19 protein-coding genes are annotated in these 19,856 nt (G+C 73.8%); 3 read left to right on the top strand and 16 right to left on the bottom strand.

Annotation, left to right across the window (positions count from 1 at the left end; genetic code table 11):
* Window positions 1-3: 3 nt before the first annotated feature.
* The 3 genes from NLX85_RS20590 to NLX85_RS20580 form a co-directional block, all read right to left on the bottom strand.
* Window positions 4-534 (bottom strand): HPP family protein, encoded by a 531-nt coding sequence (locus NLX85_RS20590; protein WP_254337576.1) that lies wholly within the window; start codon window positions 532-534, stop codon window positions 4-6.
* A 62-nt stretch (window positions 535-596) separates the two neighbouring features.
* The gene (locus NLX85_RS20585) at window positions 597-1,775 is read right to left on the bottom strand and encodes a zinc-dependent alcohol dehydrogenase (RefSeq protein ID WP_254337573.1); all 1,179 of its coding nucleotides are present in this window, start codon (window positions 1,773-1,775) and stop codon (window positions 597-599) included.
* Window positions 1,772-2,410 (bottom strand): cyclase, encoded by a 639-nt coding sequence (locus NLX85_RS20580; RefSeq protein ID WP_254337571.1) that lies wholly within the window; start codon window positions 2,408-2,410, stop codon window positions 1,772-1,774. Before NLX85_RS20580 ends, NLX85_RS20585 begins: the two co-directional genes overlap by 4 nt.
* A 143-nt stretch (window positions 2,411-2,553) precedes the next feature.
* On the opposite strand from NLX85_RS20580, the gene NLX85_RS20575 reads away from it, so the two are divergent.
* Entirely contained in the window at window positions 2,554-3,681 is a 1,128-nt protein-coding gene (locus NLX85_RS20575) for a glycosyltransferase family 2 protein (RefSeq protein WP_254337569.1), read from the top strand.
* An 83-nt stretch (window positions 3,682-3,764) separates the two neighbouring features.
* Here the strand turns inward: NLX85_RS20575 and NLX85_RS20570 are convergent, their stop codons facing one another.
* From NLX85_RS20570 to NLX85_RS20560, 3 genes are read right to left on the bottom strand one after another with little or no spacing between them, the layout of a single operon-like run.
* Window positions 3,765-4,415 (bottom strand): DUF3618 domain-containing protein, encoded by a 651-nt coding sequence (locus tag NLX85_RS20570; RefSeq protein WP_254337567.1) that lies wholly within the window; start codon window positions 4,413-4,415, stop codon window positions 3,765-3,767.
* Complete coding sequence (locus tag NLX85_RS20565) at window positions 4,412-4,876, bottom strand: phage holin family protein (protein WP_254337565.1); 465 nt, start codon at window positions 4,874-4,876, stop codon at window positions 4,412-4,414. The genes NLX85_RS20570 and NLX85_RS20565 overlap by 4 nt, the downstream gene beginning before the upstream one ends.
* A gap of 31 nt (window positions 4,877-4,907) precedes the next feature.
* The gene (locus tag NLX85_RS20560; protein ID WP_254337563.1) at window positions 4,908-5,693 is read right to left on the bottom strand and encodes a hypothetical protein; all 786 of its coding nucleotides are present in this window, start codon (window positions 5,691-5,693) and stop codon (window positions 4,908-4,910) included.
* Between the two features lie 199 nt (window positions 5,694-5,892).
* On the opposite strand from NLX85_RS20560, the gene NLX85_RS20555 reads away from it, so the two are divergent.
* Both NLX85_RS20555 and NLX85_RS20550 read left to right on the top strand, forming a co-directional pair.
* Complete coding sequence (locus NLX85_RS20555; protein WP_254337561.1) at window positions 5,893-6,375, top strand: DUF4383 domain-containing protein; 483 nt, start codon at window positions 5,893-5,895, stop codon at window positions 6,373-6,375.
* A 124-nt stretch (window positions 6,376-6,499) separates the two neighbouring features.
* Complete coding sequence (locus NLX85_RS20550; RefSeq protein WP_254337560.1) at window positions 6,500-7,159, top strand: DUF6766 family protein; 660 nt, start codon at window positions 6,500-6,502, stop codon at window positions 7,157-7,159.
* Between the two features lie 9 nt (window positions 7,160-7,168).
* On the opposite strand, the gene NLX85_RS20545 is transcribed toward NLX85_RS20550, so the two are convergent.
* The 10 genes from NLX85_RS20545 to NLX85_RS20495 all read right to left on the bottom strand — a co-directional run bounded on the left by NLX85_RS20545 (window position 7,169) and on the right by NLX85_RS20495 (window position 19,689).
* Window positions 7,169-7,618, bottom strand: a complete 450-nt coding sequence (locus NLX85_RS20545) for a GNAT family N-acetyltransferase (protein ID WP_254337558.1) — start codon at window positions 7,616-7,618, stop codon at window positions 7,169-7,171.
* A gap of 70 nt (window positions 7,619-7,688) precedes the next feature.
* A complete protein-coding gene (obgE, locus tag NLX85_RS20540; RefSeq protein WP_254337556.1) occupies window positions 7,689-9,149 on the bottom strand; it encodes a GTPase ObgE in 1,461 nt (486 codons plus the stop codon).
* 89 nt (window positions 9,150-9,238) lie between these two features.
* Complete coding sequence (gene rpmA / locus NLX85_RS20535; RefSeq protein WP_013288010.1) at window positions 9,239-9,493, bottom strand: 50S ribosomal protein L27; 255 nt, start codon at window positions 9,491-9,493, stop codon at window positions 9,239-9,241.
* A gap of 11 nt (window positions 9,494-9,504) precedes the next feature.
* Complete coding sequence (rplU, locus tag NLX85_RS20530; RefSeq protein ID WP_088960746.1) at window positions 9,505-9,819, bottom strand: 50S ribosomal protein L21; 315 nt, start codon at window positions 9,817-9,819, stop codon at window positions 9,505-9,507.
* A 314-nt stretch (window positions 9,820-10,133) separates the two neighbouring features.
* Complete coding sequence (locus NLX85_RS20525; RefSeq protein WP_254337554.1) at window positions 10,134-13,139, bottom strand: Rne/Rng family ribonuclease; 3,006 nt, start codon at window positions 13,137-13,139, stop codon at window positions 10,134-10,136.
* Window positions 13,140-13,271: 132 nt separating this feature from the next.
* The gene (locus tag NLX85_RS20520; RefSeq protein ID WP_308210795.1) at window positions 13,272-13,991 is read right to left on the bottom strand and encodes a TIGR03936 family radical SAM-associated protein; all 720 of its coding nucleotides are present in this window, start codon (window positions 13,989-13,991) and stop codon (window positions 13,272-13,274) included.
* A 242-nt stretch (window positions 13,992-14,233) separates the two neighbouring features.
* Window positions 14,234-15,607, bottom strand: coding sequence for a type VII secretion-associated serine protease mycosin (gene mycP / locus NLX85_RS20510; RefSeq protein WP_305885052.1), 1,374 nt, complete (start codon window positions 15,605-15,607; stop codon window positions 14,234-14,236).
* 10 nt (window positions 15,608-15,617) lie between these two features.
* Window positions 15,618-17,069 (bottom strand): hypothetical protein, encoded by a 1,452-nt coding sequence (locus NLX85_RS20505; protein ID WP_254337553.1) that lies wholly within the window; start codon window positions 17,067-17,069, stop codon window positions 15,618-15,620.
* Between the two features lie 13 nt (window positions 17,070-17,082).
* Window positions 17,083-17,523 (bottom strand): hypothetical protein, encoded by a 441-nt coding sequence (locus NLX85_RS20500; protein WP_254337552.1) that lies wholly within the window; start codon window positions 17,521-17,523, stop codon window positions 17,083-17,085.
* A 180-nt stretch (window positions 17,524-17,703) separates the two neighbouring features.
* On the bottom strand, window positions 17,704-19,689 hold the full coding sequence (locus tag NLX85_RS20495) for a TIGR03960 family B12-binding radical SAM protein (RefSeq protein WP_254337550.1): 1,986 nt from the start codon (window positions 19,687-19,689) through the stop codon (window positions 17,704-17,706).
* Between the last annotated feature and the right edge of the window lie 167 nt (window positions 19,690-19,856).

Raw genomic sequence — 19,856 nt, 5'->3', positions numbered from 1 at the left:
CGCTCATCCCTCCTTCGGCGCCGCCCAGAGCGGCATCGGTCGACCGGTCGCCCGGTTGAACAGCAGGTCCACCACGGTCACCAGCAGCACGGCGGCGAAGGCGACGGCGAGCTGGCCGGGGGTGTGCAGCAGCCCGAGGCTCACGATCAGCGTGGTCGCGCCGGCCGGCGGGTGCGGGGCCTTCAGCAGCACCAGCACCGCGGCGGTGACCGCGAGCGAGCCGGCCGCGGCCACAATCCGCGCCCCGGACACTCCCTCCTGGAGTGCCGACGGATGGTCGGCGAGGCCGGTGGCCAGCAGGAACCCGTATCCGGCGAGGAGCGCCACCAGGTGCCCGACGACCGTGTTGCGGGGCGAGGACTCGGGCTTGGCGGGCTGCTCGACGTGCAGCATGATCGCCGGTCCGAGGCTGGGGAACAGCCACGGCTGCCGGGTCAGCAGGGCGACCGCGCCGGCCACCACCACGGCGACCGCGCTGCCGGCGAAGGCCCGCGCGGCGGGCCGGGACGGCGTCTCATCGATCTCGGCGGGCATGGGGATGCTGTACCCCGCCCCGGGATTTCAAATCGACGCACGTCCCGGCGGTGCCGCGCCGGTCAGGCCGCCTGCGGGTGCAGCACGGTACGCAGGCAGCCGTCCTCCTTCTTCTGGAAGATCTCGTAGCCGCGGGCGCCCTCCTCAAGCGACATCGGGTGGGTGGCCAGGTAGCCGGGGTCGATCTCGCCGATGGCGACCCGGTCCAGCAGCATCGGGATGTAGCGCTGGGCGTGCATCTGCCCCATCCGCAGCACCAGCGCCTTGTTCATGGCCGCGCCGAGCGGGAACTTGTCGACCAGGCCGCCGTACACCCCGACGATGCTCACCGTGCCGCCCTTGCGGCACGCCATGATGGCCTGTCGGACCGAGGTCGGCCGGTCGCTCTGGAGCCGGGCCGTCTGCTTCGCCTTGTCGTACGCGTAGGTCGGCCCGACGTCGTGCGACTCCATGCCGACCGCCTCGATGCAGGCGTCCGGCCCGCGCCCGGCGGTCATCTCGCGCAGCGCCTCCAGCACGTCGGTCTCGGCGTAGTTGATCGTCTCCACGCCGAGCCGCTGCGTCGCAGTGGCCAGCCGTTCCGGCAGCCGGTCGATGACGACGACCCGCTCGGCGCCGAGGATCTGCGCGGACCGGGCGGCCATCTGCCCCACCCCGCCGGCGCCCCAGACGGCGACCACCTCGCCGCCCTTGAGGCCGCAGAAATCGGCCGCCATCCAGCCGGTCGGCATGGCGTCGGAGGCGAACACCACCGAATCGTCGGGCACCCCGTCGGGCACGGTGAACGCGCCGACGTCGCCGAACGGCACCCGGATGTACTCGGCGTGGCTGCCGGAGTAGCCCCCGGCCGCGTGCGAGTAGCCGAGGATGCCGGCCGGCGAGTGACCCCAGAGCTTCTCGGTGAAGACCGGCTGCGGGTTGGAGTTGTCGCAGAGCGAGTACTGCTCGGTGCGGCAGTACCAGCAGCCGCCGCAGGCCACCACCGAGCCCACCACGACGCGGTCGCCGACCTTGATCCGCTGCACGTCGGGGCCGGCCTCCACCACCTCGCCCATGAACTCGTGGCCGAGGATGTCACCCTCGCGCATCGCCGGCAGGTAGCCGTTGATGAGGTGCAGGTCGGAGCCGCAGACGCTGCTGGCCCGCACCTTGACGATGATGTCGCCGGCCGACCGGATGGTCGGCTCCGGCACGTCGCGCACGGCCAGCCGGCCGACGCCCTCCCAGCACAGCGCCCTCACGGCCGCCCTCCCGCCATCAGCTTCTCCCGGATCCGGTCGGTCGCCTCCTCCTGCTTCGGGTTGCGACCCGACGGGTCGTGCCGGGTGTCCAGCACCTGCCCGGTCTCGATCAGCGATTTGATCCGCCGCAGGCCGCTGCGCAGCGCGAGGTCCGGGTCGTCCCCGGCGGCCAGGCCGAGCGCCCGGCGGATCGGGCCGGACCGCCAGCGCAGCTCGGCGCGGATCTCGGTGCCCCGGTCCTGCGGCGCGGGCGCCAGCTCGACCCGCCCCTCCTGGGCCACCGGTCCGTCGGTGACCCGCCAGCTCAGCCGGCCCGGGCCGTCGACGGTGATCTCGGCCCGCCACTCGGTGCCCCCGCCGGCCGGGTCGCTCGCCACGCAGCGCCAGCGGTTGTCGTCGACCTGCTCCAGGGTCGCCCACTCGGCGAGCCCCCGGTCCAGCCGTTCCCGGTCGGTCCAGAAGCCGATCACCGCCGGCATCGGCCGGTCCACGGTGATCCCCCGGTGGACGACGTACCAGCCGTCCGCCCGGTCGGGTTGGTGCCGGCGCCGGCGCCGGGCCACCACCCGGCCGACCCCGAGCGCGGTCATCGTGGCGGCGCCCGCCAGCGCCCACCTCGTCGCGTTGCTGCTCATCACGTCTCCTCCACCGGGTCGTCTCGGACCGCCCGCATCCCGCAGCGCTACCCGGCCCGACAGGGTCGAAACGGCAAAACGGTTTGATCACCGAAATTTCGGGCACGCTGCCGGCCACCCTGCCAGACCGGAGAGGGGTTCGCGTGGCCTTTGACCGCGAGGAGTACGGCCGGCGCATCCCGGCCGCCGACGACGCGCCGTTCGTCCCGCCCGACCCCGGCACGGCGCCCGCGCCGGGCCGGCTCCCGCTGGCGTACGTCCTGCCGCTGCCCGCGGCCGGCGACACCGACCTCGCCGAGCTGACCGGCTACCTGCGCGAGCTGAGCCGGTCGGTGGACGTGATCGTTGTCGACGGGTCGCCGCCGGAGCTGTTCGCCCGGCACGCCGCCGCCTGGCGCGGCCTGGTCCGGCACGTCCCGCCCGATCCCGCGCTGCACGGGCGCAACGGCACGGCGCTCGGCGTGCTGACCGGGGTCGCCCTGGCCCGCCACGAGCACGTGGTGATCGCCGGCGCCGACGTCCGGTACGACGGCGCGGCGCTGCGTGCCGTGCACGGGCTGCTCGACCGGGTGGACCTCGTCCGGCCGCAGCACCACTTCGACCCGTTGCCCTGGCCGGCCTGGTGGGACACCGGCCGGATGCTGCTGCACCGGGCGCTCGGCGGGGACCGGCCGGGCAGCCTCGCGGTGCGCCGGAGCACCTTCCTGGCCATGGGCGGCTACGACCCGGACGTGCTCTTCGGGAGCCTGGAGCTGGTCCGGACGGTCCGCGCGTACGGCGCCGCCACGGCGGCTCCCGCCTGGCTGTACGTGCGCCGGCGCCCGCCCACCGCCGCGCGGTTCCGCCGGCAGCGGGTCCGGCAGGCGTACGACGACCTGGCCCGACCCGGGTGGCTGGTGGCCGCGCTGGCGGTGCTGCCGGCCGCGGCGGCCGCGCTCGCCGCCCGCCGGCCCGGGCTGCTGCTGCGGGCCGGGGTGGCCACGGTGGCCGTGGCGGAGCTGGGCCGGCGGCGGGCCGGCGGCGCCCGGGTCTTCCCGGCGCACACCGCGCTCGCGGCGCCGGTCTGGCTGCTCGAACGCGGCGTCTGCGCCTGGCTCGCCGTCGGCCGGCGGCTGCGCGACGGCGGGCCCGGCGCGGACGCCCGCCCGGTCGCGAACCCCACCCGGGCGTTGCGCCGGCGGCTGGCCGGACGCCGCCCCGACGACCTGGTGCTCTGGGTGGAGACCGGCGCCGCGCCGGCCCCGGCCCGGACGGACCGGCTGGTCCGCTGAGCGTCACCCCGGACGCGAACAGCTCGCGGCCACTCCCCGTGCTGCCGGGAGTGGCCGCGAGCTGCGGCGTACGGATGCCCTGGTCAGTACCGCACCTGATCGCGGGACTGCTGGGCGGTGTCCTTGACGTCCTGCGCGGCGGTCCTCGTGTCGTCCTTGACCGCGTGCACGGCGTCCTGCGCGGTGGCCTTCACCGACTCGGTGGCGTGCTGCGCCGGCTCGCGCAGCTCCTCCTTCAGCTCGCCGGCGACCTCGCTCAGCTTCTCCTTGACCACGCCGCCGTGCTCGGCGGCCTTCTCCTTGACCTGCGCGGCGACCTGCTGTTCGCGGCGGGTGGCCGGGATCAGCGAAGAGACCAGCATGCCGACGCCGAAGGCAATCACGCCGGCGGCGATCGGGTTGCCCTCGGACTTCTCCCGCAGCACCTGCGGCGCCCGCTGGGCGGCGTCACCGACGGTCGAGGCGGCGGCGTGCGCCTTGTCGCCGACCGTGGACGCCGCCGAGGAGGCGTGGTCGCCCACCGAGTGGGCGGCGTGGCCGGTGCTGTGGCCGAGGTCCGATGCGCTTCCCATCACCTTGTCCTTCACATTCGTCAGCGCGCTGCGGACGCGCTGCTTGCGGTCGTCGACGATGCGGCTCGGGCTGACCTTGTACGCCAGGGCGTCCACGTCCGAGCTCAGGTTGGTGCGAGTGGCTTCGATCTCCCGGCGGATCTGGTCGGGGTCGGTGCTCATCGGGTGACTCCCTCCGGGTGCGGCTTGAGCGCGTCGGGGATGCGCTGCACGCTGTCGTTGGTCTGCTTGAGGCCGCGGATCCGCTCGGCGTTCTTCTTCGCCATCGAGTAGAGGACCCCGGCGACGACGGCCCAGATCACGGCCACGATCAGCGCGGCCAGGCCCGAATCCATCACGTTGTCCAGGAACTGCCACAGCGCGATGGAGACGAAGAGCGCCACCATGTAGCCGCCGAAGCCGGCGCCGCCGAAGAGCCCGGCGGCCTTGCCCGCCTTCTTGCCCTCCTGGCGGATCTCGGCCTTGGCCAGCTCGACCTCCTGGCGCATCAGCGTCGAGAGGTCGGTGGTGACCTGGCGCATCAGCTCACCGATGGAGCTGCCCCGGACCTCGTCCGCGGTGGGCGGCGCCCCCGCCGCCTGGTAGCCGGAGTCCAGTCCGGACCCCTGCGTCGGCATGCTCATGCCGTCGCCTCCCTTCTGCCGGTCAGGCCGCTCACGGACGGTTCACGCCGCTCGACGGCACGCCCGGCAGGGGGTCGGTCCGGCTCGGCGGGGGCAGCGGCTGGCCGGTGCCACCCTCCGGGTCGGCCCAGGTGTTCGGGGCGCCGCCGGCCGGGTAGGTCGCGCCCGGCGCGGAGTAGCCCGGGTCCGGCTCGGCGTACGTGCCCGGGGTCGGGTCGAGGTAGCCGCCCGGCGGCACCTGCTCCGGCACCGCCCGGGAGGTCGGGATGACCGCGGTCCGGTCCGGGTCGTAGGACGGCCGGACACCGTCGGCGCCGTCGCCGATCGCCGCGATGTTCCGGGTCAGCCGGCCGGCGACCACGCCGAGGAGGGCGGCGCCCAGCAGGAAGGTGCCCGGGTTGCGGCGGGCGTAGGTCTTCACCTCGTTGAGCAGGTCGCCCGGCTCGCGCTGCTCCAGCCAGCCGGCCACGCCGTGCACCCGGTCGGCGGCCTGGTGGGCCAGCTCGGTGACCGGGCCCGCGCTGCCGCCGTTCTGCGCCATCGAGCGCATCTCCTCGGCCAGCGACCGAAGCCCGCTGGCCGCGCGCTGCTGCTGCTGGCTGGTCTGGGCGGTGACCTGGGTCCGGGCCTCGCCGTAGAGGTTGCGAGCCTGGCGCTTCGCCTCGCCGACGACCTCCTGGCCCTGCTCCTTGGCGGTCTGGGCGACCGCGCCGCCCGCGTTGGCGGCCTCGTTGCCGACCTGGCGGGCCTGGTCACGGACCCCGCCGCCGTTGGTCGACTCGTACGTGCCGGACGTGGATGAGAGATCGTAGGTCATGATGTCCCTTCCGCTCGGAATTCGTAGCGGTTGTGCTCGGGGGATCACGCCGACGTTGCTGTCGGCGTGTCGAATTCCCTACCCCCGGTCGTCGGGTCCATGCCTGATTCGTCATTTCTCTGCGGGAGCGACCCGCTCCGGTCACACAATGGAGGGTCTGCCCGCCCGGGCGGCGGTGAGCTCCACGGAGGTGACAGCGATGGCACGTGCCGTGCGCGGACGCGCCCCGGCCCGGCCCCGGCCGACGATCCAGAAGGTCGCCCTCGCGGTGGCCGCCGTCTTCGTGCTGATCGGCGTGCTCGGCTTCGTGCCCGGCTTCACCACCCACTACGGCGAGCTGAAGTTCGCCGGCCACCACTCCGAGGCCAAGCTGATCGGCCTGTTCCAGGTGTCGATCCTGCACAACCTGCTGCACCTGCTCTTCGGCCTGGCCGGCCTGGTGCTGGCCCGCCGGATCGCCGGGGCGCGGCTGTTCCTGGCCGGCGGCGGCGCGGCCTACCTGGGCCTCTGGCTGTACGGCTTCGCCATCGGCCGGGAGACCGCGGCGAACTTCGTGCCGTTCAACGACGCCGACAACTGGCTGCACCTCTTCCTCGGCTTCGGCATGCTCGCCCTGGGCCTGCTGCTCAACAACGAGGTGGGCACGGGCGGCCGGCCGGACAGCCCTCTCGACCGGCCCTGAACAGCACCGTCACCCGTTCGGGCGGCATCGCCCGGGACACACCGGGCACGCGTTTGCCCGCTCACCGCCCGGGGCAGGAGGACCACCACGGGGAGTGATCCCGGCGGGACGAGGAGGTCCGGCGATGCCACGGTGGTTGCGGGAGAACGCGCTCACGGTCGCCATGCTCGGCGCGTTCGTGGTCTTCCTGGTGTTGCAGAGCGTGTTCGGCTGGCAGGTGCACAACGAGGAGTTGGCCGAGTACGGGGCCGCGCCGCTGAGCTGGTGGGCGTACCTGGGCACCGGCCACTTCGCGGAGGCGGTCTTCGAGAACTGGGAGTCGGAGTTCCTCCAGATGGGTGGCTACGTGCTGCTCACCGCGTACCTGGTGCAGAGGGGCTCGGCCGAGTCGAAGCCGGAGGACCAGACGGACCGGCCCGAGGACGACCCGCGGCGCGCCGGCCCGGACTCCCCCTGGCCGGTGCGGGCCGGTGGCCTGCCGCTAGTGGTCTACCGGAACAGCCTCTCCATCGCGCTGCTCATGATCTTCGGTGGGGCGTTCCTCGGCCACCTCTTCGGTGGCGTGGCCGCGTGCAACGAGGAGCAGGCGTTGCAGAGCGGCGCCGCCCCGATCAGCGCGTGGCAGTTCCTCGGCACCAGCGACTTCTGGTTCCAGTCCATGCAGAACTGGCAGAGCGAGTTCCTCGCCGTGGGCGTGCTGATCCTGCTCAGCATCGTGCTGCGCCAGCACGCCAGCCCCGAGTCCAAGCCGGTCACCGCCGCGCACGCCCAGACCGGCGCCTAGGCCGTCGGCTCAGGCGGCGACCGGCAGGCGCTTGGCGAAGCAGACGCTGTACGGGTTGTCGACGTACTCCCCGTAGACCGGGACGGGCCGGTAGCCGCAGGACCGGTAGAGGCCGATGGCGGCCGGGAGGTAGATGCCGGTCTCCAGGCAGACGGTGGTGTGCCCCTGCCGGAAGGCCAACTCCTCCAGGGCGGCCAGCAACTGCCGGGCGATCCCCCGCCCCCGGTACGCCGGCCGGACGTACATCCGCTTCAGCTCGCCGGTGTCGGCGTCGAGGGCCTGGAGCCCGCCGCAGGCGACCGCCCGCCCGCCGTCGACCACCGCCAGGTAGCGGATGTCGTCGTGGGTGATCGTCGCCTGCCCGTCCAGGCCGCCGTCGGCCTCGCGCAGCTCGCGCTGCTGGGCGGCGACCAGGGCGGCGATCTCCGGATCCGTGGCGGGACGGGATTCGATCAGCATTCCGTCACGGTAGGTCGGCCGGATTTCGCGGAGGTTTCCGGCCAACATCCCGAACACGGACGGAGCGGAACTACTCCCAGTCCTCGTCGTCGGCGTCGTCCTGCGGGGCGGCCGCCACCTCGTCCTCCGGACGGATCCGGCGCGCCTTGCGGGCGGCCAGCCGCTCCGCGGCGGGGACGCGGGTCGACTTGTCCTCCAGCCGGACGTCGGTGCCCCGGTTGCCGGGGACGAAGTCGACGCCGGCGTAGAGGGTGGGCTGCCAGTCGAACTCCCGGTCACCGATGCGGACCAGGTCGCCCGCCTGGGCGCCGGCCTTGGCCAGCTTCTCCTCGACGCCGAGGCGGGCCAGCCGGTCGGCCAGGAAGCCCACCGCCTCGTCGTTGTCGAAGTTGGTCTGCTTGACCCAGCGCTCCGGACGGCTGCCCCGGACGGTGTAGGAGCCGTCCTCCTCCGCCTCGATGGTGAAGCCGGCGTCGTCGACCGCCTTCGGCCGGATCACGATCCGGGTCGGCTCGGCCGGCGGCGCGGCCCGGCGGGCCTGGTCGACCAGCTCGGCCATGGCGTACATCAGCTCCCGCAGCCCTTCGCGGGTGGCGGTGGAGACGTCGAACACCCGGAAGCCGCGGGCCTCCAGGTCGGGCCGGACGATGTCGGCGAGGTCCCGACCGTCCGGTACGTCGATCTTGTTGAGCGCGACCAGGCGGGGGCGGTCGGTCAGGCCGCCGTACTGGGTCAGCTCGGACTCGATGGCGTCGATGTCGGCGAGCGGGTCCCGGCCCGGCTCCAGCGTCGCCGTGTCGACCACGTGCACCAGCACGGCGCAGCGCTCGACGTGGCGGAGGAACTCCAGGCCCAGGCCCCGACCGGTGGCCGCGCCCGGGATCAGCCCCGGCACGTCGGCGACCGTGAAGGTGTGGTTGTCCACCCGGACCACGCCCAGGTTGGGCACCAGCGTGGTGAACGGGTAGTCGGCGATCTTCGGCTTGGCGGCGGAGATCACCGAGATCAGGGACGACTTGCCGGCGGAGGGGAAACCCACCAGGCCGACGTCGGCGACGCTCTTCAGCTCCAGCACCACGTCGAGCCGGTCGCCGGGCTCGCCCAGCTCGGCGAAGCCGGGGGCCTTGCGCCGGGCGTTCGCCAGCGAGGCGTTGCCCCGGCCGCCGCGCCCGCCCCGGGCCGCCTCGAAGGTGGTGCCCGCGCCGACCAGGTCGGCCAGCACCTTGCCGTCGAGGGTCTGCACCACGGTGCCGTTCGGCACCTTGATGATCAGGTCGTGGCCGTTGGCCCCGTCCCGGTTCGAGCCGGCCCCGCCCTTGCCGTTCTCGGCCTTCATGTGCGGCCGGAAGTGGAAGTCGAGCAGCGTGGTCACCTGCGGGTCGACGACCAGCGAGACGCTGCCGCCGTGCCCGCCGTTGCCGCCGTCGGGGCCGCCGAACGGCTTGAACTTCTCCCGGTGGATGGAGACACAGCCGTGCCCGCCGTCGCCGGCCTGCATGTGCAGGACGACCCGGTCAACGAACGTCGTCACGACGCCAATCCTTCCAGCGGGATCCACCCCGCACCTGAAAAAGCGAAGCGGGCCGGGACCCGAGGTCCACGGCCCGCGACGCCTGCGAATTACTGCTGCGGCACGATGCTGACGGTCTTGCGACCACGCTTGGTGCCGAACTGGACCGAGCCGGCGGCCAGCGCGAACAGCGTGTCGTCGCCGCCACGGCCGACCAGGTCACCGGGGTGGAACTTGGTGCCACGCTGACGGATGAGGATCTCACCCGCGCTGACGACCTGACCACCGAAGCGCTTCACGCCGAGCCGCTGGGCCGCGGAATCGCGACCGTTACGCGAGCTGGACGCACCCTTTTTGTGAGCCATTGGAGGACGACCTACTTCCCGCTGGAGATGCCGGTCACCTTGACCTGGGTCAGCGGCTGGCGGTGACCCTGGCGCTTGTGGTAGCCGGTCTTGTTCTTGAACTTGTGGATCCGGATCTTCGGGCCCTTGGTGTGCGCGGCGATCTCGCCGGACACCGCGACCGAGGCAAGCTTCGCCGCGTCGGTCACCAGGTCGTCACCGTCGACGAGGAGCACCGCGGTGAGCTTCACCGCGTCGCCGGGGGCACCGGCGAGCTTCTCGACCTCGATCACGTCGCCCTCGGCGACCTTGTACTGCTTGCCGCCGGTCTTGACGATCGCGTACATCGGAGGCGGACTCCCTGTCGTTGAGGCTGCTGGCGTTTTTACCCACCGTTGCCGGTCGGTCGTTCCCACGGCGTCTCGCCGGGAGCCGTGACACCGGCGGCGCGGGCACGCGGGAACTCGGCACACCAAAGTGCGCCGCAGGCAAGCGTACGCCATACCCGGCCCGCCACCCAAACCGGGCCACCGGTTCGGCGCGGGGTGAGGCGGAGCCCACCCGTGAGCCGGTCCTCGTGGGGTCGACGGAGACGACAGGGCCCCCGCCCGGGCTCTGTGGCCGGGGCAGGGGCCCTGTCGAACGCGCGTGCGGTCAGCGGCTACGGCCGGGTACGCCGCCGGGCGCCGCCACGCCGGGACCGCCGGCGGGCGGTGCCGGTGTCGGCGCCCTCCTCGTCCCCGTCGCCGAGGGCGTCCGGGTCGTCCGCGGCGGCCAGCCGGGCCGAGTCGCCCTCCTGGCTGTCCGTGACCGCCGGGGCGGCCGCCGTCTGGGTCTCGAACCGGGACAGGTCGTAGCCCTGGGTGTCGTAGTAGTCGTCGTCCGAGCTGTCGACCACCTCGGCGACGGCCTTCTCCGGCGCGGCCGGGGCGGGCTGCTCCGCGGCCTCCGCGGCGGGCTTCTCCGGGGCGGCCTTGCGGCCCCGGCGCCGGCCCTTCTCCTCGCCGGCGGGGGCGGTGACGGCCGAGGCGACCGCCTTGACCTTCTCCCCCGCGCCGCCGCGCGGCTTCTCCGGCACCGGCTCGGTGTGGATGATCACGCCCCGGCCCTTGCAGCACTCGCAGGTCTCGCTGAACGCCTCCAGCAGGCCCGCGCCGATCCGCTTGCGGGTCATCTGCACCAGGCCGAGCGAGGTGATCTCGGTGACCTGGTGCTTGGTGCGGTCCCGGCCCAGGCACTCGGTGAGCCGGCGCAGCACCAGCTCCCGGTTCGACTCCAGCACCATGTCGATGAAGTCGATCACCACGATGCCGCCGAGGTCGCGCAGCCGGAGCTGGCGCACGATCTCCTCGGCCGCCTCCAGGTTGTTCCGGGTGACCGTCTCCTCCAGGTTGCCCCCGGAGCCGGTGTACTTGCCGGTGTTGACGTCAATGACGGTCATGGCCTCGGTCCGGTCGATCACCAGCGACCCGCCGGAGGGGAGGAAGACCTTCCGGTCCAGCCCCTTGAGGATCTGCTCGTCGATCCGGTACTCGGCGAAGACGTCCGTGGTGCCGGCGTGCCGGCGCAGCCGCGCCACCAGGTCCGGCGAGACGTGCGACAGGTAGGACTCGACCACGTCGTACGCCGGCTCGCCCTCGATGACCAGCTCGCGGAAGTCCTCGTTGAACAGGTCCCGGACCACCCGGATGACCAGGTCGGGCTCCTCGTAGAGCAGCACCGGGGCGCCACCCTCGGCCGCCTTGGCCTGGATCTCCTCCCACTGCGCCTGGAGGCGCTTGACGTCCCGGGCCAGCTCGTCCTCGCTGGCGCCCTCGGCGGCCGTCCGGACGATCACGCCGGCGCCGTCCGGCACCAGCTTCTTGAGGATGTCCCGCAGCCGCTTGCGCTCGGTGTCCGGCAGCTTCCGGCTGATGCCGGAGGCGTTGCCGTTCGGCACGTAGACCAGGTGCCGGCCGGAGAGCGCGATGTGGCTGGTGAGCCGGGCGCCCTTGTGCCCGATCGGGTCCTTGGTGACCTGCACCAGCACCGAGTCGCCGGACCTGAGGGCCTGCTCGATCGAGCGGGCGCGGCCCTCCAGGCCGGTGGTGTCCCAGTTGACCTCGCCGGCGTAGAGGACGGCGTTGCGGCCGCGCCCGATGTCGACGAAGGCCGCCTCCATGCTGGGCAGGACGTTCTGCACCTTGCCCAGGTAGACGTTGCCGGCCATGGTGCCGGACGAGTTGCGGGTCACGTAGTGCTCGACCAGCACGCCGTCCTCGAGGACCGCGATCTGGGTCCGGTCGCCCCGCTGGCGCACGGCCATCACCCGGTCGACCGCCTCCCGGCGGGCCAGGAACTCCGACTCGCTGAGGATCGGCGGGCGGGTACGCCGCTGCTCGCGGCCGTCCCGGCGGCGCTGCCGCTTGGCCTCCAGCCGGGTCGAGCCGGAGACGCCCTGCACCTCGTCGACGGCCTTGCGCGGCTCGCGGATCTTGACGACCGTGGGCACGCCGTCCTCGGCGGCGGTCTCCGCCTCACCGGCGCCCCGGCGGCGGCGCCGACGGCGACGACGGGTCATCCCCTCGCCCTCACCCTCGGCCTCCTCCTCGTCCTCGGCCTCCTCGGCCTCGGCTTCGGCGGCCTCGGCCCGGACGGCCTCCTCGGCCTCCTCGTCCTCGGCCTCCTCGGCGCCCCGACCGCGGCCCCGGCCCCGGCGGCCCCGACGACGGCGGCGACGCAGGGCCGCCTCGTCCTCGTCCTCCTCCGCCTCGGCGATCTCCTCGGCCTCGGCGGTCGGCTCCTCCTCGACCTCGACCTCGACCTCGACCGGCTCGGCCTCGCGGCGACCGCGCCGGCGGCGCCGGCCGGTCTCCACCGGCTCCTCGACCGGCTCCTCGGCGACCGGGTAGGTGACCCGGACGACCGGGGCCTCCTCGGGCTGGGGAGGCATGAACAGGACGGTCGGCGCGGAGAGCGCGGCGCGACGGCGGCGGGTGGTCGGGGCGGGCTCCTCGGCCGGGCCCGGCACGGCGGCGCCCGGCGACACCTCACCGGTCCGGTCCTCCGGACCGCCGGCGCGGGCCAGGCGGGTCTCGTCGGCGCTCGGCTCGTCCTCGGCGTCCTCGCCGACCGCGTCCTCGTCCTCCGGCTCGCCCTCGGCGGGCGCCGGCGCGGCGGGCGGCTCGACGTCGGCCTGCGGCTCGGCGACCGCGTGCGGCTCGACCGCCGGCCCGGCGGCCTCGGCGGGCGCCTCGGTCGGCGACTCGTCCGCCGGGGTCTCGACGGGCGGCGGGGTGGTCTTGCGGCGGCGGGTACGGGTCACCTTGACCGGCGGCACCACCTCGTCGGAGGCGGCCTCCGCGCCGGCCGCGGCCACCGGCTCCTCGACCGCCTTGGCGGGGGTCGCCTTGCGCCGCCGCCGGGTCTTCGGCGCGGCCTCCAGGTCCCCGGCGACCGGGGCGAACACCTCGGCCTGCGGCGACTCGCCGCTGCCGGTCGCCGCCGTCGACGCCTCCACCGGCGCGTCCGTCTGCTCCGGCTGGTTCAGCGGCGCGGCCTTGCGGCGGCTGGCCCGCTTGCGGGCCGGCGGCTTGACCTCGGCGGTGCTGTCGGTGCTGCTGCTGGCGGTCGCCTCGGCCGGCTCTGCGCCGGTCCGTTCGCCGCCCTCGGGCTCGTTCTCGAGCATGGACGTTCTCCAGTTCTGGCTGCCCCGGGCGCGGGTGAGCGCTGCCACGCAGGGTCGCCGCAAAAGGTGTTTCCGCCGGGCGCGCAGGTGCGCGACCGCCGAAGTCTGCCTGCCAGAACGCTGACCGTCCGGTCAGCGCTCTCCGATGGCTGCCCCGTCGCGATCCGCGTCCAACGGATCCACGATCTCGCCCTGCGCGGTCAGCGTGCCCTGCGCCAGCCGGATCACCCTCGGGGAGACCGGCGGCTCCAGGTCGGCCACCACGCGGAGGCCGGAAAGGACGTCATCGGGTCGTACGGACGGGGTGACCTGCCGCACGACCAGTTCGAGTATCGCACACGGTACGGCCGTCGCCCCGGAAGGCGTCTCGGACGGCGGCAGCGTATCGATGGCGATGACCGCGGCACGGGCGTCGAAGGTGCGTCGGCCCTGCTTGGTCATCCGCTCGACCTGGATCTCCTCGGCGGCCGTGAACGCGCTCACCGCCCGCTCCAGCACGGCCGGGTCGACCTCGGGCAGCTCGATCCGCCAGCGGGACGCCTCGATCCGGTCGGCGAGGCTGCCACCGGTGGCCTCCACCGCGTCCAGGACGTCGAGCCCGGGCGACAGGGCGGCGTCGAGGGCCGCCCGCAGCTGGGCCGGGTCGACCGGCTCGCGCAGGCCGATCTCCAGGTACTCCGCCTCGGAGGCCACGCCGGTGGGCGCCGCGGAGGCGTACGAGATCTTCGGGTGCGGGGTGAAACCCTGGGAGAAGGCGATCGGCACGCCGGCCCGGCGCAGCGCACGCTCGAAGGCCCGGGCGAAGTCCCGGTGCGAGGTGAACCGCAGCGGTCCACGCTTGGCGTACCGGATCCGGACCCGCTGGACGACCGGCGCCTGGCCGCCCTCGGGTTGAGGCTTTCTGGCGATCGTGAGCTCCTCGGCTGTACCTGCGTGTCCGTCCCATCCTGGCGCAGCGGCCGGCGCGGCCCGCAGCCGGGGCGGCGCGAGCGGGCGGACGAACCGGCCGGAACCGGTCGACGGGGGATTCCCGCCCCACCCGGAGACGACGGTGGCCGGCCGGTGACGCAGGTCACTCGGCCGGCCACCACGGTTCAGGACCGGTTCCCGCCCGGTGGCGGGTAGGACCCCGGCGGGGGCGGGACGTGACCGGGCGGCGGCGCGTACGGGTTGGCGCCCGGCGGGGCCTGACCACCCGGCGCGCCCGGCGGGGCGTGGTAGCCGGCCGGGACGGGCGGGGTGCCGTAACCGCCCCCGGCGCCCTGGTCGAGCAGTTCGTCCGGTACGTCGGCGGCCCGGGCCGCCTCCCGCCGGTAGCGGCGCCGGTTCCAGATCAGGAACACCACCAGCGCCACCAGCACCACCAGCGCCACCGCGATGCCGATGCCGATGACCAAGACCTGCTGGTCCGTGGGACCGCCGCGGTCGCCGTGCTCGGTGACGTCGAAGTCGTCGTCCTCGGCGGCCTGCGGAGGGGCCGGGCTGGCCGCGGCCGGCTCCAGGAGCGGGTTCGCCGCGACCGCCGGCACCTTGGCGCTCAGCGCCGCCAGGGCGTCGATCCGGCCGAAGCCGAACTGCGGGTCCCGGCCGGGCGGGCCGGCGTCCCGGGCGGTGCGGATGATCCGGTTGATCACGTTGGGGGCGGAGAGATCCGGATACTTCGAGCGGATCAGCGCCGCCACCCCGGAGACGATCGCCGTGGCGTCGGAGGTGCCGTCACCCCAGCCGTAGCCGTGGTCCGGGCCGGCGTTGTAGATGGCGTCGCCGGGTGCGGCCACCACGGCCTCGGGTCCCTGGGCCGAGCCCGACCAGAAGCGCCCGCCCCGGGTGGTGCCCGTCACCGCGATCACCCCGCGGACGTTGGCCGGGCTGGTCACGTCGACCTCGCCCTTGCCCGTGTTGCCCGCGGCGGCCACCACCACCACGTCCCGGTCCAGGGCGTACCTGATCGCGGACTCCTCGTCGGCGGAGGCCGCGCCCACGGCGCCGTAGGACAGGTTGATCACCTTGGCGCCGCCGTCGACCGCCATCCGGATGCCCTGGGCGGACGCCGCCTCGCTGATCTCCCCGTCGCCCGGCTTCGTCTTGATCGGCAGGATGCGCACACCCGGCGCGATGCCGGTCACCCCGTCCGACCCGGCGTTGCGCGCCGCGATGATGCCGGCCATGTGGGTGCCGTGGCCGTCCACGTCGGAGCGCCCGTCACCGGCGGCGCCGTAGCTGCGGCGACCGGGGAGCACCTGGCCGGCGAGTTCCGGGTGGGTGGCGTCGACACCGCTGTCCACCACCGCGACGGTCACCCCGCGCCCCGTGGAGAGCCGGTGCACCTGGTCGATCCGCAGCTCGTCCAGGTACCACTGCTCGGCCCGTCGCGGCGCTGCGGCCGCCGGCTGGGCGACCCCCAGCACCATGAGCCCGGCCAGCAGGCCGGCCGCAGCCGGTCGGAGCGCGCCCGCGTGCAACCTCATCCGTCCGTCCTCAGCGCAGGATGCCCGGGGACGCGGCGTCACCGCTGCCCCACGGATCGTCGTCCTCAGTCAACCACGACGAGTGCTCGCTGCCGCTGCCGCCGTGCCCGGCCCCGCCGTGCCCGCCCATCCCGCCGCCCATCATGCCGGCGCCGCCGCGCGGGCCACCCGCGCCCGCGCCGGCCGCGTTGCGCAGCGCGCTGGCCGCGCTGGTCATCGGGGGCACCTTGCCGTTGCCGCCACCCACCATGCCGGGGATGCCGCCCATGCCCACCGCACCGGCCGCGCCGAGACCGCCGCCCCCGATGCCGCCGGCCGAGCCGAGGCCCGCCCCGCCACCACCGAAGCCGCCGCCGGCGCCGCCGAGCCCCGCGGAGTTGAGGCCGCCACCGAGACCGCCGGTGCCGCCGCCGATGGTGCTGGGGCCGCCGGCGCCGGCGAGGCCGCTGCCGTAGTCGTGGCCACCGGTGCCCGGGTAGCCGGCGCCGGTGGACGGCGGGGTGTAGGTGCCGGCGCCGCCGCCGGCCCCGCCCCCGCCGCCGAAGTCCGGGCCGCCGGTCGTGGGCGGGGGCGTCAGTGATCCGCCACCGCCGCCGCCGAAGGAGCCCCCGCCGCCCACGCCGGTGCTGCCGAGGGAGGGCCCGCCGCCGAACCCGCCGCCCGCGCCACCGCCACCGATGCCGCCACCCCCGCCCGGGAGGCCGGACGGCGGCTTGCGGTCGTCGGGACGGTAGTCGTCGGACTCGGTCCTCGGCTGCGGCACGACCAGCTTGGGCCGCTCCGTCTCCACCGCGGTGGGCAGCGGCGACATGGCCGAGTTGGCCGCCTGCTGGTTGTCCCGGTACCAGTTGTCCAGGTGCGACTTGGTGTCCCACCAGCCGCCGCGCTTGTTGTCGTCGGCGTTGCCGTCGACCTTCATGGTCGCCTCGAGGTCGTCGGCCTTGTCGCGGAACGCGCCGTCGGCGTACGAGGCGGGGTTGCTCTGGTAGTCCTTGCGCAGCGCGGCGAGGAAGCCCGAGGCGCTCTCGCCGTCGCGGGCGTCGTCGAGCTCGGTGCCGTTGGGCAGGCTCCACTCGTTCCAGCCGAAGTCGTCCATCAGCGGGATCGGGATGCTCGCCACCGACTTGCGGATGTCACCCTCGATCCGCGACAGCGCCCCGCTCACGTTGCTGGCGTGGGTGATCAGCTCCTCGATCTCCTTGCCGATCTCGCCCAGGTGCTCGCGGTACGCGTCGCCGCCGCTGCCCTTCCAGCCGGCGAGCAGGCCGGGCAGGCCGCCGCTGTGTGGACGCTCCTGGCCGGGCGCTATCGGACCGACGAAGGACCGCCCGACGAGCGCGTCGCGCAGGTAGCCCAGGCCGGTGGAGAGGCTGCTCCACCCGACACCGACCGAGCCGACCGTCTCCGGGTCCGCCGACAGCGTCACCTCGCGGACGCACCGCTCCCAGGTTCCTCCAGCCATGACCTTCTCCCCCTCAGGCCGTGTACGGGTAGGTGGGCTGCTGGCCCGTCGCCGGCGGCGGGGCGGCGGACTCCAGCATCCGCTCGATCTCCTTGCCGTTGGCGGCGTTGCGGGCCTCGGTGTCCCGGAACGCCTTGGCGATGTCCTCGGTGCCCTGCTTCAGGGTGGCCAGCTTGAGGGAGAGCGCCTTGAGGTGACCCTCCATGTTCGCCGTCGACTTCGTCAGCGCCTGCCACTGCATGCGGGCGTCCTCGTACGCGCCGAACGGCGTGCCGTTGGGCACCGTCTGCGCGTTGTTGCTGTCGCCCTTCATCCGCTCCTTGATGCGTTCCATCTCGTAGCCGATGGTGTCGTCGACGTACTGCTTGAGGCGCTCGACGTACTCCGCCGCGGCGTCCAGGTCCTCGACGCTGACGTGCAGATCGCCGGTGTCCGGCGGCCTGATGTCACCCATGCTGCTGCCCTCCCCGCTGCCGGCCCCCGGCCGGTCCAATACGGACGCAGCGTATCGAGTGACGGCCAGTCGAGGCACCCCCACCCCGCGGCGCTGGACATCGACGGGCGACGAGTCCCGGAATGTGACGGAGCGCGGGAGCCCTGTGGGGCTCCCGCGCTCCGGTGTGCGTCGCTGGCGTTACTGCTGGGCGCCGGTGGGCAGCTTCAGCCCGTTGACCGGGGTCAACGACAGCAGCTTCTTTCCGGTCGGGCCGATCTGGATCTCGGTGTCCATGGACGGGCAGACGCCGCAGTCGAAGCAGGGCGTCCAGCGGCAGTCGTCCTGCTCGTACTCGGTCAGGGAGTCCTGCCAGTCCTGCCAGAGCCAGTCCTTGTCCAGGCCGGAGTCGAGGTGGTCCCAGGGCAGGACCTCCAGCTCGTCGCGCTCCCGGGTGGTGAACCAGTCCAGGTCCACCCCGAAGGACGGCAGCACCTCGGCCGCCGCGTCCACCCAGCGCTGGTAGGAGAAGTGCTCGCTCCAACCGTCGAACCGGCCGCCGTTCTCCCAAACCTTGCGGATCACCGCGCCGACCCGGCGGTCGCCCCGGGACAGCAGGCCCTCGATCAGCGACGGCTCGCCGTCGTGGTAGCGGAAGCCGATGGCCCGGCCCAGCGACCGGTCGCTGTTGATGGCCTGCTTGAGCAGCCGCAGCCGGCCGTCGATGACCTCCGGCCGCTCCATGGCGGCCCACTGGAACGGGGTGTGCGGCTTCGGCACGAAGCCGCCGATCGAGACGGTGCAGCGGATGTCCTTGGACCCGGTCGCCGCCCGGCCGGCCTTGATCACCTCGTGAGCCATGTCCGCGATCTCGAGGACATCCTCGTCGGTCTCGGTGGGCAGGCCGCACATGAAGTAGAGCTTCACCTGCCGCCAGCCGTTGGTGTACGCCGTGACGACGGTGCGGATCAGGTCTTCCTTCGACACCATCTTGTTGATGACCTTGCGGATCCGCTCCGACCCGCCCTCGGGGGCGAAGGTCAGGCCGGTCCGCCGCCCGTTGCGGGACAGCTCCTGGGCCAGGTCGATGTTGAAGGCGTCCACCCGGGTCGACGGCAGCGACAGCGAGACGTTGGTGCCCGCGTACTGCTCGGCGAGGCCGGAGCACATGTCACCGATCTCGGAGTGGTCGGCCGACGACAGGGACAGCAGCCCCACCTCGTGGAAGCCGGAGAACTCCAGCCCCTGCTGCACCATCTGGCCGACCGTCGTGATCGAGCGCTCCCGCACCGGGCGGGTGATCATGCCGGCCTGGCAGAACCGGCAGCCCCGGGTGCAGCCGCGGAAGATCTCCACCGCGTACCGCTCGTGGACCGTCTCGGCCAGCGGCACGAGGGGCTTCTTCGGGTACGGCCACGCGTCCAGGTCCATGGTCGTGCGCTTGTGCACCCGGAACGGCACGTCGGGACGGTTCGGCACGACCCGCTGGATCCGGCCGTCCGGCAGGTAGTCCACGTCGTAGAAGCGCGGCACGTAGATGCTCTCGGTGCGGGCCAGCCGCAGCAGCAGCTCGTCCCGGCCGCCCGGGCAGCCCTCGGCCTTCCAGTCCCGGACGATCGCGGTGATCTCCAGCACCGCCTCCTCGCCGTCGCCCAGCACGGCGGCGTCGACGAAGTCGGCGATCGGCTCCGGGTTGAACGCGGCGTGCCCGCCGGCCACGATCACCGGGTCGGCCTCGGTGCGGTCGGCGGCCAGCAGCGGGATGCCGGCCAGGTCGATCGCGGTGAGCAGGTTCGTGTAGCCCAGCTCGGTGGAGAAGGAGACGCCGAACACGTCGAAGTCGCGCACCGCCCGGTGCGCGTCGACGGTGAACTGCGGCACGCCGTGGGCGCGCATCAGCTTCTCCAGGTCCGGCCAGACCGCGTACGTCCGCTCGGCCAGCACGTCGGGCAGCTCGTTGAGCACCTCGTAGAGGATCTGCACGCCCTGGTTGGGCAGGCCCACCTCGTACGCGTCGGGGTACATCAGCGCCCACCGGACGGTCGCCGCGTCCCAGTCCTTGACCACCGCGCCCAGCTCGCCGCCGACGTACTGGATGGGCTTGGTCACCTGGGGCAGCAGCGGCTCCAGCCGGGGCCACACGGAATTGGCCGCGACCGGGCGCGGCGTCGTCGACGGGGCACTCATGATGCCCAAGCGTACGCGGTCCCCAGCCGCCCACCACGCCGCACCGCTCCCCCCGGACCAGCGCGGGAGCCGGCCGCAGCCGCGTTGATCAAGAGGTTCGCGTCCGGACTCGCGGCCGATCCGGACGCGAACCTCTTGATCGACGCGGGTGGCGGTGCGGGGGCGGG

The sequence above is a fragment of the Micromonospora sp. A3M-1-15 genome (genome assembly GCF_024213425.1).
GTDB classification, from domain to species: Bacteria; Actinomycetota; Actinomycetes; order Mycobacteriales; family Micromonosporaceae; genus Micromonospora; species Micromonospora chersina.
Note: the sequence above shows the minus strand (reverse complement) of the source record. Positions and strands in the feature narration are given on the sequence as shown.

Coding starts and splice junctions, on each gene's coding strand:
- NLX85_RS20590 (WP_254337576.1), bottom strand. CDS start 534: ATGCCCGCCGAGATCGATGAGACGCCGTCCCGGCCCGCCGCGCGGGCC.
- NLX85_RS20580 (WP_254337571.1), bottom strand. CDS start 2,410: ATGAGCAGCAACGCGACGAGGTGGGCGCTGGCGGGCGCCGCCACGATG.
- NLX85_RS20570 (WP_254337567.1), bottom strand. CDS start 4,415: ATGAGCACCGACCCCGACCAGATCCGCCGGGAGATCGAAGCCACTCGC.
- NLX85_RS20565 (WP_254337565.1), bottom strand. CDS start 4,876: ATGAGCATGCCGACGCAGGGGTCCGGACTGGACTCCGGCTACCAGGCG.
- NLX85_RS20560 (WP_254337563.1), bottom strand. CDS start 5,693: ATGACCTACGATCTCTCATCCACGTCCGGCACGTACGAGTCGACCAAC.
- NLX85_RS20555 (WP_254337561.1), top strand. CDS start 5,893: ATGGCACGTGCCGTGCGCGGACGCGCCCCGGCCCGGCCCCGGCCGACG.
- NLX85_RS20550 (WP_254337560.1), top strand. CDS start 6,500: ATGCCACGGTGGTTGCGGGAGAACGCGCTCACGGTCGCCATGCTCGGC.
- NLX85_RS20545 (WP_254337558.1), bottom strand. CDS start 7,618: ATGCTGATCGAATCCCGTCCCGCCACGGATCCGGAGATCGCCGCCCTG.
- rpmA (WP_013288010.1), bottom strand. CDS start 9,493: ATGGCTCACAAAAAGGGTGCGTCCAGCTCGCGTAACGGTCGCGATTCC.
- rplU (WP_088960746.1), bottom strand. CDS start 9,819: ATGTACGCGATCGTCAAGACCGGCGGCAAGCAGTACAAGGTCGCCGAG.
- NLX85_RS20525 (WP_254337554.1), bottom strand. CDS start 13,139: ATGCTCGAGAACGAGCCCGAGGGCGGCGAACGGACCGGCGCAGAGCCG.
- mycP (WP_305885052.1), bottom strand. CDS start 15,607: ATGAGGTTGCACGCGGGCGCGCTCCGACCGGCTGCGGCCGGCCTGCTG.
- NLX85_RS20505 (WP_254337553.1), bottom strand. CDS start 17,069: ATGGCTGGAGGAACCTGGGAGCGGTGCGTCCGCGAGGTGACGCTGTCG.
- NLX85_RS20500 (WP_254337552.1), bottom strand. CDS start 17,523: ATGGGTGACATCAGGCCGCCGGACACCGGCGATCTGCACGTCAGCGTC.
- NLX85_RS20495 (WP_254337550.1), bottom strand. CDS start 19,689: ATGAGTGCCCCGTCGACGACGCCGCGCCCGGTCGCGGCCAATTCCGTG.